The organism is Rhizobium sp. YTU87027, from assembly GCF_050644135.1.
In the GTDB taxonomy this organism is placed as follows: domain Bacteria; phylum Pseudomonadota; class Alphaproteobacteria; order Rhizobiales; family Rhizobiaceae; genus Rhizobium.
In genome coordinates, this window is record NZ_CP098441.1 from 249,972 (window position 1) to 264,089 (window position 14,118).

Sequence of the window (14,118 nt, forward strand, 5' to 3'; positions counted from 1 at the left end):
GGACCTTGTTGCAACGTCGTAAGATTCTCGTCGTGCTGAAGGGCTATCCGCGCCTTTCGGAGACCTTTATCGCTCAGGAACTGCTCGGCCTGGAGAAGGCCGGTTTCGACCTGACCTTGATCTCGATGCGCCGGCCGACCGACAAGAAACGGCATCCAGTGCATGACGAGATCAGGGCACGTGTCATCTATCTGCCGGAATACCTCCACGAGGAGCCGATACGCGTCCTCAAGGGTTTTCTTGCGAGCTTTCGCAAGCCGGGGATCAAGGCGCTGTGGAAACGCTTCCTGACGGACCTGCCGCGTGACGTCTCCCGTAGCCGCTTCAGACGCTTGGGGCAGGCGCTGGTGCTCGGGCGTGAGTGGCCTGATAACGGCGAATGGTTGCACGCGCACTTCATCCACACGCCTGCATCGGTGACCGAATATGCAAGCATCCTGACGGGCGTACCCTGGACTTGCTCTGCCCATGCCAAGGATATCTGGACATCGCCCGATTGGGACCTGCACGAAAAGCTCGGCAGTGCACGCTGGACGGTGACCTGCACACGAAGCGGCTATGAACACATGCGCACGCTGACACCGCGCAAGGAAGCGGTGCATCTGAGCTACCATGGCCTCGACCTTGCGCGCTTTGCCCATTTCGGCGGTGCGCGTTCTCACCGCGATGGCGGCGATCCGGCCGACCCCGTGCTCATTCTCAGCGTCGGGCGGGCAGTGGAAAAGAAGGGCTACGAAACGCTTTTGAGGGCACTCGCTCTCCTGCCGCGCGATCTGAATTGGCGGTTTGAACATATCGGCGGCGGAGACAAATTACCGAAGCTGGAGGCTCTTGCCGCGGAGCTCAACCTGACGGATCGCATCAGCTGGAAGGGCCCGCTTGCTCAGGAAGACGTGCTCGACCACTATCGTCGCGCCGATGTTTTCGCGCTTGCCTGTCGGATTGCGTCTAATGGCGATCGCGATGGCCTACCGAATGTCTTGGTCGAGGCGTCCAGTCAGCGCCTGCCTTGCGTCTCGACCTCGGTATCGGGCGTACCTGAACTCCTGGTCGATGGTGAGAACGGGATGGTGGTGCCACCGCAAGATTCCGTCGCGTTCGCGGGCGCACTTGAGAAAATGATCCGGGATCCTGCCTTGCGGTTGCAGCTTGGCGATGCGGCGGAACGGCGCGTGCGCGAGCATTTCGATCACGAGGCAAGTATCGATCAGCTCGGCCGGCTGTTTGAAGAGGAATGGCAGAAAGCCTCATGAGCATGCCCCGCGTTTTCTTCTACGTTCAGCATTTGCTTGGCATCGGGCATATCGCCCGGGCAAGCCGCATCGCGGGCGCGCTCGTCCGCGACGGGTTCGACGTCACCGTTGTCACCGGCGGTCTACCCGTGCCTGGCTTTCCCGCAGACGGCATCAAGACGGTGGCACTGCCGCCGGTCGTCGCCAGCAATGCAGGTTTCTCAGGACTTGCCGACAGCAATGGCGTTGCCGCGGACGAAGCGTTTTTGAGCCGGCGCCGCCACCTCTTGCTTTCGGCCTTTCGCGATTGCGAGCCCGATGTTGTCATCGTTGAAGCCTTTCCCTTTGGCCGCCGGCAGATGCGTTTCGAGCTGCTTCCGCTTCTCGACGCGATCGCGAAGGCGCATCCAAGGCCGAAACTTTTCAGCTCCGTGCGCGATATCCTGCAGCAAAACCGCAAGCCGGGACGCGACGAAGAGACGGTCACGCTGGTTCGGGACCATTTCGACGGCGTTCTCGTCCACGGGGATCCGAACTTCGTTCGTCTGGAAGATACTTTTCCTCTGACATCGGATATCGCCTCCAAAATTCGCTATACCGGCATGGTGGCAGCATCGCGCGCGGCCGCGCCGGAGGAGACCTTCGACATCATAGCCTCCGCGGGCGGCGGCGCCGTCGGGCTCGATCTGCTTCGGGCCGCCAATGCAGCTGCTGCCATGCTGCCGGCGAACCTGCGGTGGTTGCTAATCAGTGGACCGAACCTCCCGGAGGCTGATTTTGCCGACCTGGCGAATACAAGGCCGGGGAATGTCACGCTCGCCCGCTTCCGAAAAGACTTCCCCTCGCTGCTGCGCGGCGCACGCGTTTCCATTTCACAGGCCGGTTACAATACCGTTGGCGACCTGTTGCAGACGGACTGCAGGGCGATCCTCGTTCCATTTGTTGCCGGTGGCGAGACGGAGCAGACGGTTCGTGCAGAGCGGTTGAAAGCCCTCGGGCTCGCAGATATTCTGCCAGAGGCCGGCCTGACCCCAAAGATTGTTGCCGACGCTGTCCGCACGGCACTTGCGACGCCGCGCGCAGCTCCGGTGTCGCTGGATCTCGCCGGTGCGCAGAAGACAGCGGCAATCATTCGTTCAATGACTGGCTGAAACCCTCGCACTTTGCGAAAGTCATGTGATATAAACAACATCCCGGCGAGAATCGGCATGACGACGGCAAGCCGATTCGCCTTGTTTTCATTATGAGATCCGGCGGTCCGGTTGCATGGTCCTGTTTTCGGCATTCCTCCTTGTCTTGCCGCAGGTTCACTGCCCCCAGATTTCCCAGGCAACTGACGGTTAGCAATGGAAAAAAGCCTCGCGCGTTACATCTGGTCAAACACGCGGCTGCAGCAGCTCTGGATCCTAGCAGTCGTTGCAGTCTCGATGATCCCCTACTTTCTGTCCTTCGACCTGCCAAAGCAGATCGTCAACGGACCGATTCAGGGCTCTGGCTTCGAGGGCGAAGGCGCAACGCAGACCTTCATGCGCCTGGCCTATAAGTTCCCAATCATTGGCGAGGTCGAGTTCTTCAAGGGGCTCCAGCTCGACCGGCTGCAGATGTTGATGGGGCTGAGCCTCGTCTTCCTTGCGCTGGTCGTCCTCAACGGCCTCTTCAAGTTCTACATCAACACCTACAAGGGACGGCTTGGCGAGCGGATGCTGCGGCGCATTCGCTTCGAGCTAATCGACCGGGTCCTGCGGTTCCCGCCAGCGCATTTCAAGCGCGTCAAGTCGGCTGAAATCGCGACGATGATCAAGGATGAAGTCGAGCCGATGGGCGGCTTCACCGGGGATGCCTTCGTTTCGCCTGCCCTGCTCGGCGGTCAGGCGCTGACGGCGCTCGCCTTCATCATCGTTCAGAATTTCTGGCTTGGAATGATTGCCGCGGCCATTGTCGGGGTCCAGGCGGTGGTGATCCCACGCATGAGAAAGCGCCTGCTCGACCTTGGCCGCCAACGGCAGCTGACGGCCCGTGAGCTGTCCGGTCGCGTCGGTGAAATCGTCGACGGCATCGGCACGATCCACGGCAACGACACATCGAATTTCGAGCGCGCCGACATCGCCACCCGGCTCGGGCTGATTTTCTCGATCCGCTACGATCTTTATCAGTGGAAGTTCCTGGTCAAGTTCCTGAACAATTTCCTTGCGCAGGTCACGCCGTTCCTCTTTTACGCGATCGGCGGCTATCTCGCACTTCAGGGCCGACTGGATATCGGCCAGCTCGTCGCCGTCATCAGCGCCTACAAGGATCTGCCCGGTCCGCTCAAGGAGCTGATCGACTGGGACCAGATGCGCCAGGACGTGCAGGTCAAATACCAGCAGGTTTACGAGCAGTTCAATGTCGAGCCATTGATCGACGGCAAGATCCAGAACCTGTCTCCAGAGGCGATCGTTGCCCTGACAGCTCCGCTCATGGTTACCAACCTGACGGTGAGCGACGATAGCGGCGCGCGGTTGGTCGATCACGTTTCGGTCGAAATCAAACCGAACGAAACAGTCGCCGTGGTCGGCCCGAATTCCAGCGGAGCTGAAGCCTTCGCGGAAGCACTCGGGCGGCTGGTGTGGCCGGATTCCGGCCGTGTCACCATCGACGGCAAGGACCTTCTTGATCTGCCTGAATCCATTACCGGCCGGCGCATTTCCTACGCGTCTGCCGACACCTACTTCTTCCATGGAACGCTGCAGGACAATCTGCTTTACGGCTTGAAACACGCCCCCCTGAGGGAGCCGAAGTATGACGACAAGGAGGCTCAAGAGGCCAAGTGGCACGCCGAGGAGGCGGTCAAAGCCGGCAATCCGACGATGGACATCAACAGCGACTGGGTGGACTACCAGGCCGCCGGTGCGACTGGCCCGGAGGACATCCTGACGGCGATCCGTCCGGTTCTCGATGCGGTCCTGATTTCGCAGGACATTCTTGATCTCGCATTACGATCGACGGTCAACACGAGCGTGCATGTCGCGCTCGCCGACCACATCGTCGATCTGCGCACGGCGCTGCGCCAGCGCATGCAGGAATCCGAGCTTGGCAACATCGTCGTTCCGTTTGATTTCGACGCCTACAATCCCCAGGCCACGGTTGGTGAAAACCTGCTCTTCGGGTCGATGAAGCGGCCGATGATGAACAATCGTCGGCTGGCGGCGCATCCGTATTTTCAGGCGCTCTTCAGGCAGACCGGCCTCAGCAACGATCTTTACGCCATGGGCCTGGAGATTGCGGAAAACGCAGTCGAACTCTTCCACGATCTGCCGCCAGACCATCCATTCTTCCAACAGCTCACCTTCATGACGGCGGATGACATTCCGACCTATCAGGCTCTGCTTCAAAAGCTGCAGAGCCGACGCTTCGATGATGCAGCCCCCGAGGAGCGCTCGGCCATTATCCGCTTGAGCTTTGCCTACATCGAGCCCCGGCATCGTTTTGGTCTCTTGACTGACGAGCTGATGGACAAGATCGTCAGCGCCCGCAAGCAGTTCCATGAGAACATACCAGATGACCTTGCCGCCGTGATCGAGCGTTACGATCCGGAGCACTTCATCTCTTCGGCAAGCTTGATGGACAATGTCCTGTTCGGGCGCATTGCCTATCAGCAGGCCGACGCCTCCGATCGTATCAGGGCCATCATGGGTGAACTGTTCGAAGCACTCGAGCTCATCGACGATGTCTTGTCGATCGGCCTCGAATTCGATGTCGGTTCTGGCGGCAAGCGCCTGACCATGGTGCAGCGGCAGAAGCTGAACCTTGCTCGCGCGCTTCTCAAGCGCTCGGACTATTTCGTTTTCAACAGGCCGCTATCGGCCCTTGACCAGCGTGTCCAGGATCAGATCACCCACAACATTGTCGAAGGACTGCACAAGGAGGGCGAAAAGCCCGCCATCATCTGGGTGTTGTCGAACGCGAAACTGGCCGAAATCTTTGATCGAATCCTGCTCTTCGACAGAGGCGCCTTGGCCGAAGCGGGCAACTTTCCGGAGCTTTCCGAACAAAACGGTATGTTCAAGGAACTGTTATCGTAATACTCTATGGGGGGACAATAAGATGGCGCCCCTCGAGAGGTGCCACGGTCTAGCGCCGCGCACCGTACAGTGCGGCAGGGGGTAGTACGCATATGCTGCTGAGAGACGAAGTCGAAATGCTGCGGCGGGTGCCGATCTTTGCAAGGATTGCACCTGCGAAACTCAAGCTGTTGGCCTTCACTTCCGATCGAATGACGTACAATATCGGTCAGGACCTCTTCCATCAGGGCGATCCAGGCGATGCCGCCTATGTCGTCTTGTCCGGTACTGCCGACATTCTTGTCCACTCCTCCGCCGGTGATATCAAGGTGGCCGATGTGGAGCCCAACTCAATCGTCGGCGAGATCGCCATTCTGTGCGATGTCTCCCGTACCGCGACGGTTCGCGCGACGTCGCCCCTGGAAGTTCTGCGCATCAGCAAGGAACACTTCCTGAAATTGCTGAGCGATTTCCCTGAAATGGCTGTCGAGATCATGCGTGTGCTGGCAGACCGCCTCAACCACACGACGGCCGAACTGACGGCAGCGCGTGCGGCAAGGCAGCCTCAGGCAGCCGCAATCTAACGATTTCACCTTCTCCAAACGCAAAAGGCCCGCCTCGCGATCCGTGAGGCGGGCGCTTTTGTCGTTTGCGCGATCAGTCTCGCTGCTCGAGTGCCCTGCTGAATGCCAGTGCAGCAAGGGTACACAAGGCGCCAGACAGCAGATAGTAGCCGACGAATGGCAGACCGAAGCGGCTGGACAAGGTCAGCGCGACGAGTGGCGCAAAGCCGGCGCCGACGAGCCAGGCAAGATCGGACGTGAAAGCCGCGCCGGTGTAACGGTAGCCCCTGCCGAAGCGCGATGAAATCGAGCCGGTCGCTTGGCCGAACGACAGGCCAAGCACGCCGAAGCCGATGATGACAAAGGCATCCTGCCCTTCGGAGCCCGTGCCCATCAGGATCGGACCAATGAAGCTGAAGATTGCGATGAGGACCGCGCAGATGGCAAGGTGGGCGCGCCGGCCGATGCGATCTGCGATCAGTCCGGAGACGACGACGGCGACCAGACCGACCATGGCGCCGAGGATCTGCACCACCATGAAGGCGCCGACAGGTTGGGTTCCGTAGAGGTACATCCAGCCAAGCGGGAAGATGGTCACCAGGTGGAACATGGCAAAGGTTGCGAGCGGCACGAACGCGCCGAGCAGGATATCGCGTCCATGAACGCGCAACACGTCGCGGATCGGCGCTGCCTCCAGCTCATGTTGTTCCAGTGCTGAGCCGAACTCCGGCGTCATGACGAGACGCAAGCGGGCAAAAAGCGCAACGACATTGATCGCAAAGGCGACAAAGAACGGATAACGCCAGCCCCAGCTCAGGAAGTCTTCATTGGACAGGTTGGCGATGAAATATCCAAACAGCACGCTTGCCAGCGCAAAGCCGATAGGAGCGCCGATCTGCGGGATCATCGCATACCAACCGCGGTGGTTTGGCGGTGTGTTGAGTGCAAGCAGCGAGGCCAGGCCATCCCATGCGCCGCCGAGCGCAAAGCCCTGGCCAAGCCGGAACAGGGCCAGCAACGCGATGGACCAGGCGCCGATCTCGTTATAGCCGGGCAGGAACGCGATTGACGCGGTGGAGCCGCCGAGCAGGAACAATGCGATCGTCAGCTTGGCGCCGCGCCCGTAGATGCGGTCGATGGTCATGAACACGACGGATCCGACCGGACGCGCCAGAAATGCAAGCGAAAAGATCGCAAAGGAATAGAGCGTTGCCGTCAGTCGGTCGGGCGCGAAAGGAAAGACAAGCTGAGGGAAGACCAGCACAGATGCCAGGCCGTAGACGAAGAAATCGAAGAATTCGGACATCCGCCCGATAACGACGCCGATTGCGATGCTGCCAGGTGATACCGGCTTGTCGGCATGAATCCGCCGCGCATCCTGTTCCATCGATGTCGTCGATGGTCCGTAGTGTGTAGTATTCGCCATTCAAATGCCTCCCTCGTCGAGGCACTGTGTGGCAAAGCGCCTCACTAGCGATCTTGATCAAACCACTGAGCTTATCAAGTCCGATCGACGTAAATAGTTCATCCTCCTCCTCGAAAATTGGATGTAGACGAAAAATCGGAGCTCACACCGTGAAATCGGCGCCCAAAAGGCTGGCACGACCGGCCTTCGCGGATATATTAGCGCCTCAAAAAGGGTTGCGCGCGAAAATCCTTCGAATGGCTTTCAGGATTTTGACATCCTGCGCCACGTGCCTTATCCCGCAGTGCGGCATTTCTGCTGCGCTGCGACCAAACACCTCATGTTGCTATCCGGTACAGTGCTTTAGTCGCGGTTTGGACGAAACAAGAAGAGCATAGAGACGTGCAAAAACTGCCCAAGTTTTCCCGCCATCTCCTCGTTCTGCCACTGCTTTTGGCGCTGGCAGGATGCAATTTGGTGGTCATGTCGCCTTCGGGCGATATCGCCATGCAGCAACGCGACCTGATCATTGTGTCGACGGTTTTGATGCTGCTCATCATCGTTCCGGTGATCTTTCTGACACTACTGTTTGCCTGGCGTTATCGCCGTTCCAACACAGCCGCCACCTATGATCCGGAATGGCATCATTCCACCCGTCTCGAGGTGGTCATCTGGTCAGCGCCGCTGGCGATCATCATCGCGCTCGGGGCGATCACCTGGATCAGCACGCACAAGCTCGACCCGTTTCGTCCTCTCGATCGGATTGACGCTGAGCGCGCCATCCCGGCCGATACCAAACCGCTGACCGTCGAAGTCGTCGCGCTCGACTGGAAATGGCTGTTCTTCTATCCCGAACTCGGCATTGCGAGCGTCAATGAAATGGCAGCGCCGGTCGACGTTCCGATCAGTTTCAGGATCACTTCCTCGTCGGTGATGAACTCCTTCTACGTCCCCGCGCTCGCCGGCCAGATCTATGCGATGCCCGGCATGGAGACCAGGCTGCATGCTGTCATCAACAAGGAAGGCATCTTCGACGGTTTTTCGGCCAACTACAGCGGCGCGGGCTTCTCGCACATGCGCTTCAAGTTCCATGGCGTAAACCAGCAGGGCTTCGAACAGTGGGTGGCGCAGGTCAGGGAAAAGGGCACCGCGCTGAACCGGGACACCTATCTGAAGCTCGAGCGGCCAAGTGAGAGAGAGCCGGTGCGCTACTTCTCGTCGGTCGACAAGGACCTCTTCGATGCAATCCTCAACATGTGCGCGGCACCCGGCAAGATGTGCATGAACGAGATGATGCACATCGACAGAATGGGCGGCGGCGGCAAGGAAAGCGCCGAAAATCGCGAGAAGCTGCGCTATGACGACCGTCACGCCGCTCAAGCCGGTGGCGAACCCGGGGCTCTTGCTGGCGAAAGCCACGATACCGACGAAGCCAAGCCGTCAGACGCTACAAGCGGCACTGACGCGACGAACGACATGCAGAACATGCCGGGAATGCAACATGACGGTCACGCAATGCCTGGCATGGACAGCAATACCGGCGGCGAGACGGCGCCTGCGCAATCCAACAGCAACTAAGACCTGGCGCTTTGCGTCGATACGACATCAATGAACGGGTTAATCCATGTTTTCCAATCCTGACCTCCTGAAGTTCGTCTTCGGTCGGTTGACCCTAGAATCGATCCCCTATCACGAGCCGATCCTGGTCGCGACCTTCGCCGCCGTAGCCCTTGGCGGCATCGCGCTTCTTTGTGTTGTTACCTACTTCAAGCTTTGGGGTTATCTCTGGCGTGAATGGCTGACGAGCGTCGATCACAAGAAGATCGGCATCATGTACGTCATCCTGGCACTGATCATGCTGCTGCGTGGCTTCTCCGACGCCATCATGATGCGCTTGCAGCAGGCGCTTGCCTTCAATGGATCGGCCGGTTACCTGCCGCCGCATCACTACGACCAGGTCTTCACGGCCCATGGCGTCATCATGATCTTCTTCATGGCGATGCCGTTTGTTACCGGCCTGATGAATCTTGTGGTGCCGCTACAGATCGGCGCACGTGACGTTTCCTTCCCCTTCCTGAACAACTTCTCGTTCTGGATGACGACCGCAGGCGCGATCATCATCATGATCTCGCTTTTCGTCGGCGAATTCGCCCAAACCGGCTGGCTTGCCTATCCGCCGCTGTCGGGAGCCGCCTACAGCCCGGGCGTCGGTGTCGACTACTACATCTGGGGCTTGCAGGTGGCCGGTATCGGCACGACCCTGTCAGGGATCAACCTCATTGCGACCATCGTGAAGATGCGTGCACCCGGCATGAGCTTCATGAAGATGCCGGTCTTCACCTGGACGGCGCTCTGCACCAACATCCTGATCGTCGCGACCTTCCCGATTCTGACGGCGACCCTGGCGCTCCTGTCGCTCGACCGCTATGCGGGAACGAACTTCTTCACGAACGATCTCGGCGGCAATCCGATGATGTATGTCAACCTCATCTGGATCTGGGGTCACCCGGAGGTCTATATCCTGGTGCTGCCGGCGTTTGGCATCTTCTCGGAAGTCGTTGCCACCTTCTGCGGCAAGCGCCTCTTCGGTTACGCCTCGATGGTCTACGCCACCTGCGTGATCATGATCCTGTCCTACCTCGTCTGGCTGCACCACTTCTTCACGATGGGTTCGGGCGCCAGCGTCAACTCCTTCTTCGGCATCACCACGATGATCATCTCGATCCCGACGGGAGCAAAGATGTTCAACTGGCTGTTTACGATGTATCGGGGACGCATCCGCTACGAAGTACCGATGCTGTGGACGATCGGCTTCATGGTGACCTTCGTGATTGGTGGCATGACCGGCGTTCTGCTGGCTGTTCCGCCCGCAGACTTCGTGCTGCATAACTCGCTCTTCCTGATCGCTCACTTCCACAACGTCATCATCGGCGGCGTCGTGTTCGGCCTGATGGCTGGTGTCACCTACTGGTTCCCGAAGGCGTTCGGCTACAAGCTCGATCCGTTCTGGGGCAAGATGTCCTTCTGGTTCTGGCTGATTGGCTTCTACTTCGCCTTCATGCCGCTTTACGTGCTCGGCCTGATGGGCGTGACCCGCCGTGTGTCGCAATTCGAGGATCCGTCCTTGCAGATCTGGTTCATCATCGCCGCCTTTGGCGCCGTCCTGATCGCGATCGGCATTGCCTCCTTCATCATCCAACTGGTCGTCAGCTTCTTCAAGCGCGAAGAGCTGCGCGACACGACTGGTGATCCGTGGGATGGGCGTACGCTGGAATGGTCGACTTCGTCGCCGCCGCCGGACTACAACTTCGCCTTCACGCCTGTCGTCCACGACCATGATTCCTGGTACGACATGAAGGCGCGCGGCTATGCCCGCCCGCTGGAGGGCTTCAAGCCGATCCACATGCCGAAGAACACCGGGACAGGTGTCATCCTTGGCGCACTCAGCATCGGCCTGGCTTTCGGCCTCATCTGGTACATGTGGTGGCTGGCACTGCTGTCGTTCGTCGCCATGATTGCGGTCGCGATCGGCCATACCTTCAACTACAAACGCGACTTCTACATCCCCGCCGAGGAAGTCACCGAAACGGAAGGCAAGCGCACGGCGCTGCTTGCCGAGCAGGTGTAAGACCATGAGCGATACTGTCATCGACAAGGCCAGCAAGCCTGAATTCTACCTGACCGAGGAGCACCATCCGGAAGGCAGCACGATGCTGGGCTTCTGGCTCTACCTGATGAGCGACTGCCTCATCTTCGCGGTGCTTTTTGCCACCTACGCCGTTCTCGGCCGCAACTACGCGGCCGGACCGTCACCGGCCGATCTCTTCGATCTGCCGCTCGTGGCGATCAACACGTCGATGCTGCTTCTGTCGTCCATCACCTACGGCTTTGCGATGCTGCAGATGGAACGGAAGGAAAAGAGCGCCACCCTCTTCTGGCTTGCCATTACCGGCCTTTTCGGTCTGGCCTTCCTTGGGATTGAACTCTTTGAGTTCGGGCACCTGATCCACGAGGGTGCGGGTCCGACCCGCAGCGCTTTCCTGTCCGGCTTCTTCACGTTGGTCGGCACGCATGGTCTGCACGTCACCTTCGGCATCGTCTGGCTGATAACGTTGATGGTGCAGGTGCAGCTGCGCGGTCTGATCCCGGAAAATCGCCGCCGCCTGATGTGCCTGTCGATGTTCTGGCACTTCCTCGACGTCGTCTGGATCGGCGTCTTTTCCTTCGTTTACCTTATGGGAGTTCTCGGATGACCTCCAATGCACCCGCAACCGAAGACGCTCACGAAGCCCATCACGGCCACAGCCACGGACACGAGGCGGCCCACGGCACCTTCAGGAGCTATATGATCGGCTTCGTGCTGTCGGTTATCCTGACGGCGATCCCGTTCTGGCTGGTCATGGCCGGCGTGTTCGAAAATCCGTCGATAACGGCCGCGTGGGTCATGGGGCTCGCAGCCGTGCAGATCGTCGTTCATATGATCTTCTTCCTTCATATGAACCCGCGATCGGAGGGCGGCTGGACGATGATGGCGCTGATCTTCACGCTGCTGCTCGTCGCCATTGCGCTCGCCGGCTCCCTCTGGGTCATGCATCACCTGAATACCAACATGATGCCGATGAGCCCGGAAATGATGAAGAATATGCCCTGAAGGCAAGAGCGGGCGGCGGTCACGCCGCCCGCCAAGGTTCGGGCCATGGCCGACGTCCCCTCCGAAAAAGCGCGAAGACAGCATGGTGCCGCAAGGCTCGCTATATTCTGCGGCCTCATGGTGGTGCTGATTGCTGCCCTGGTTTCGCTGGGTGTCTGGCAGGTCGAACGGCTGTCGTGGAAGGAGGATCTGATCGCCCGCGTTGATCAGCGCGTCCATCAGGTTCCGGTTCCGGCTCCGGCGCGCGCCGAATGGGGACAGGTCACCCGCGGCGCCGACGAATATCGTCATGTGACAGCCGAAGGCATCCTGCAAAACGACAAGGAAACGCTGATTTATGCGTCGACGACGCTCGGTGCCGGCTATTGGGTGATCGCGCCGCTCAAGCTCGCCGATGGCACCTCGATCCTGATCAACCGCGGTTTCGTTCCGACGGACCGGCGCGATCCAGCGACACGCAGCAAAGGGCAGATTGCGACCCCGGTGAAGATCACCGGACTGTTGCGGATCACTGAGCCGAAAGGCACCCTGATCAGATCCAACGATCCGGCCGATGATCGCTGGTATTCACGCGATGTCGCGGCAATCGCCGATCGCCGCCATGTCGCCGATGTTGCCCCCTACTTTGTCGACGCTGATGCGACGCCAAATCCGGGCGGCCTTCCGGTTGGCGGGCTGACGCAGATCGCCTTCCCCAATAACCATCTGGTTTACGCGATGACCTGGTTCGCGCTGGCGATCATGGCTGCCGGACTGCTTGTCTTCGTCGTTCACGGAGAAATGCGGGCCCGTCGGGCCTGATCAGATCGCCTTGCTCCGGGCATAGAAACGCTGGGCAATATGGTCTCCAACAGCGTAAGCCTGGTTGACGATTTCGGGAACAAGGTCGATGTCAGGCAGGCTGCCAAGGCCAAGCGGGCCAACGGCAAACAGGCCCTCAACCACAGACCCATCATCCAGGCAAGGCTGGCCGCGCTGATTGACCGCGAGGCCGAGCGATAATTCATCCGGCAGCGCCAGTCCTGCGCCGAGCAGGCTGGCAAGCAGCTGTGAAGTCAATTGTGGCCCACGGCAGCGGCAATCCAGGATACGCTCGGCGTTAACGATCTCGTCCGACTGCGCGCCGGCTGGCCGGAAAAAGAGGCCGCTTAAACCTTGTCGCCCGGCGACGCCTCGGCGAAGAACCGTTTTGCCGTTGGCCAATTCGCCTTGAAGGCGCGCATAGATGGCCTCCGGCAATCGGTTGCGGTGGCTGTCGTAGACGGCCCGCAAGTGGCGATTGAACTGACGCTTCTGATGGGCAGGCAGCGCACGCCACAAGGACCGGGCGTGTTTGCGCAATCCGTTCATGACCGATTGCCAGCTTCGGCCCTCCTTCTCTGCCTGTCGGCAGGCGCTGCGGATGAAGCGCAGGATGTCGGGAAGATTTGACGGCAGAGCGCTTGCTGGAAAAACCGGATCGGCAGAGTTCGGCGTATGGCTCTGCGGCAGGAAACCATGCCTCGAAAGAATGGTAACCTGACCCGTGTAGCCGGCATCGCGTAATTGCAGGAGCTGATCGACGACCCTGATGCCGCTGCCGAGGAGAACCGTGTGGGGGCGCGCAATCAGACGCTGGGCTCTCACGTGCGACAGCTCTTGCTGGGGGGCTTCGACTTCGGGCAGGCCGTAGCCGGTGGCCAGGATGACCGTGTCGAACAACGGATTGGCGGGATTGGCACTTTCGAGCAGGAAGCGGTTGCCGTGGCTTCTTCGAATCGCCACAACCGGTTCGGGGCAGACCTGAACGGTGATATCTGCGCGGGAGGACAGCGCCTCGGAAAACCGTTGGTAAACGTAGTCGCTGAAGATATCCTTCGGCACGAAGATCTGGCGGAACCCCGGAATTGCCGCTGGTACGGCGGCGCGGAATTCCGCGTTGCTACAGAGCCAATCGTTGAAGTCGTCGATATCGCCGGCGGAAACGGAAAGATCGCGAACGCGTGTGTTGAGGATCGTCGAGGCACGCGCCGACGAGAGCGCCTGCCCGCCGCTCACCGAAGAATTGGGGTCGAAGAGCTGCAGATGAAAAGGCGTATGCACCGTCTTCATCAGCGCGATCGCCGTCATCATTCCGGAAAAGCCGCGCCCGACTATGGCAAAACGTGGCATGGCGGAGATCTGTGCCGCCGCCGCTGACTTCGAAGAAAACAGGCCTTGAACCGTCATCTCAACTCCCCTGCGACCC

Annotated in this window: 11 protein-coding genes; 9 read left to right on the top strand and 2 right to left on the bottom strand. The window is 59.7% G+C overall.

Annotated elements, in window-relative coordinates; genetic code table 11:
- Positions 1-5 precede the first annotated feature (5 nt).
- From NBG89_RS20035 to NBG89_RS20050, 4 genes are all read left to right on the top strand, one after another.
- Positions 6-1,253: a glycosyltransferase gene (locus NBG89_RS20035; protein WP_431323883.1), complete on the top strand. Its 1,248-nt coding sequence runs from the start codon at positions 6-8 to the stop codon at positions 1,251-1,253.
- The gene (locus tag NBG89_RS20040; RefSeq protein WP_431323884.1) at positions 1,250-2,383 is read left to right on the top strand and encodes a glycosyltransferase family protein; all 1,134 of its coding nucleotides are present in this window, start codon (positions 1,250-1,252) and stop codon (positions 2,381-2,383) included. Before NBG89_RS20035 ends, NBG89_RS20040 begins: the two co-directional genes overlap by 4 nt.
- A gap of 195 nt (positions 2,384-2,578) precedes the next feature.
- Positions 2,579-5,293: an ABC transporter transmembrane domain-containing protein gene (locus NBG89_RS20045; RefSeq protein WP_431323885.1), complete on the top strand. Its 2,715-nt coding sequence runs from the start codon at positions 2,579-2,581 to the stop codon at positions 5,291-5,293.
- 92 nt (positions 5,294-5,385) lie between these two features.
- Positions 5,386-5,856 (top strand): cyclic nucleotide-binding domain-containing protein, encoded by a 471-nt coding sequence (locus NBG89_RS20050; protein ID WP_431323886.1) that lies wholly within the window; start codon positions 5,386-5,388, stop codon positions 5,854-5,856.
- Positions 5,857-5,929: 73 nt separating this feature from the next.
- Here the strand turns inward: NBG89_RS20050 and NBG89_RS20055 are convergent, their stop codons facing one another.
- Positions 5,930-7,261: an MFS transporter gene (locus tag NBG89_RS20055; protein WP_431323887.1), complete on the bottom strand. Its 1,332-nt coding sequence runs from the start codon at positions 7,259-7,261 to the stop codon at positions 5,930-5,932.
- A gap of 381 nt (positions 7,262-7,642) precedes the next feature.
- Between NBG89_RS20055 and cyoA the strand changes: the two genes are divergently transcribed.
- Genes cyoA through NBG89_RS20080 form a run of 5 tightly spaced genes read left to right on the top strand, consistent with a single transcriptional unit; the run spans position 7,643 to position 12,692 of the window.
- Positions 7,643-8,818: a ubiquinol oxidase subunit II gene (gene cyoA / locus NBG89_RS20060; protein ID WP_431323888.1), complete on the top strand. Its 1,176-nt coding sequence runs from the start codon at positions 7,643-7,645 to the stop codon at positions 8,816-8,818.
- Between the two features lie 46 nt (positions 8,819-8,864).
- Positions 8,865-10,868: a cytochrome o ubiquinol oxidase subunit I gene (cyoB, locus tag NBG89_RS20065; RefSeq protein ID WP_431323889.1), complete on the top strand. Its 2,004-nt coding sequence runs from the start codon at positions 8,865-8,867 to the stop codon at positions 10,866-10,868.
- A 4-nt stretch (positions 10,869-10,872) separates the two neighbouring features.
- Complete coding sequence (cyoC, locus tag NBG89_RS20070) at positions 10,873-11,493, top strand: cytochrome o ubiquinol oxidase subunit III (RefSeq protein ID WP_431323890.1); 621 nt, start codon at positions 10,873-10,875, stop codon at positions 11,491-11,493.
- Entirely contained in the window at positions 11,490-11,891 is a 402-nt protein-coding gene (cyoD, locus tag NBG89_RS20075) for a cytochrome o ubiquinol oxidase subunit IV (protein ID WP_431323891.1), read from the top strand. Before cyoC ends, cyoD begins: the two co-directional genes overlap by 4 nt.
- Before the next feature lie 45 nt (positions 11,892-11,936).
- On the top strand, positions 11,937-12,692 hold the full coding sequence (locus NBG89_RS20080) for an SURF1 family protein (protein ID WP_431323892.1): 756 nt from the start codon (positions 11,937-11,939) through the stop codon (positions 12,690-12,692).
- Here the strand turns inward: NBG89_RS20080 and NBG89_RS20085 are convergent, their stop codons facing one another.
- The gene (locus NBG89_RS20085; RefSeq protein WP_431323893.1) at positions 12,693-14,099 is read right to left on the bottom strand and encodes an FAD/NAD(P)-binding protein; all 1,407 of its coding nucleotides are present in this window, start codon (positions 14,097-14,099) and stop codon (positions 12,693-12,695) included.
- Between the last annotated feature and the right edge of the window lie 19 nt (positions 14,100-14,118).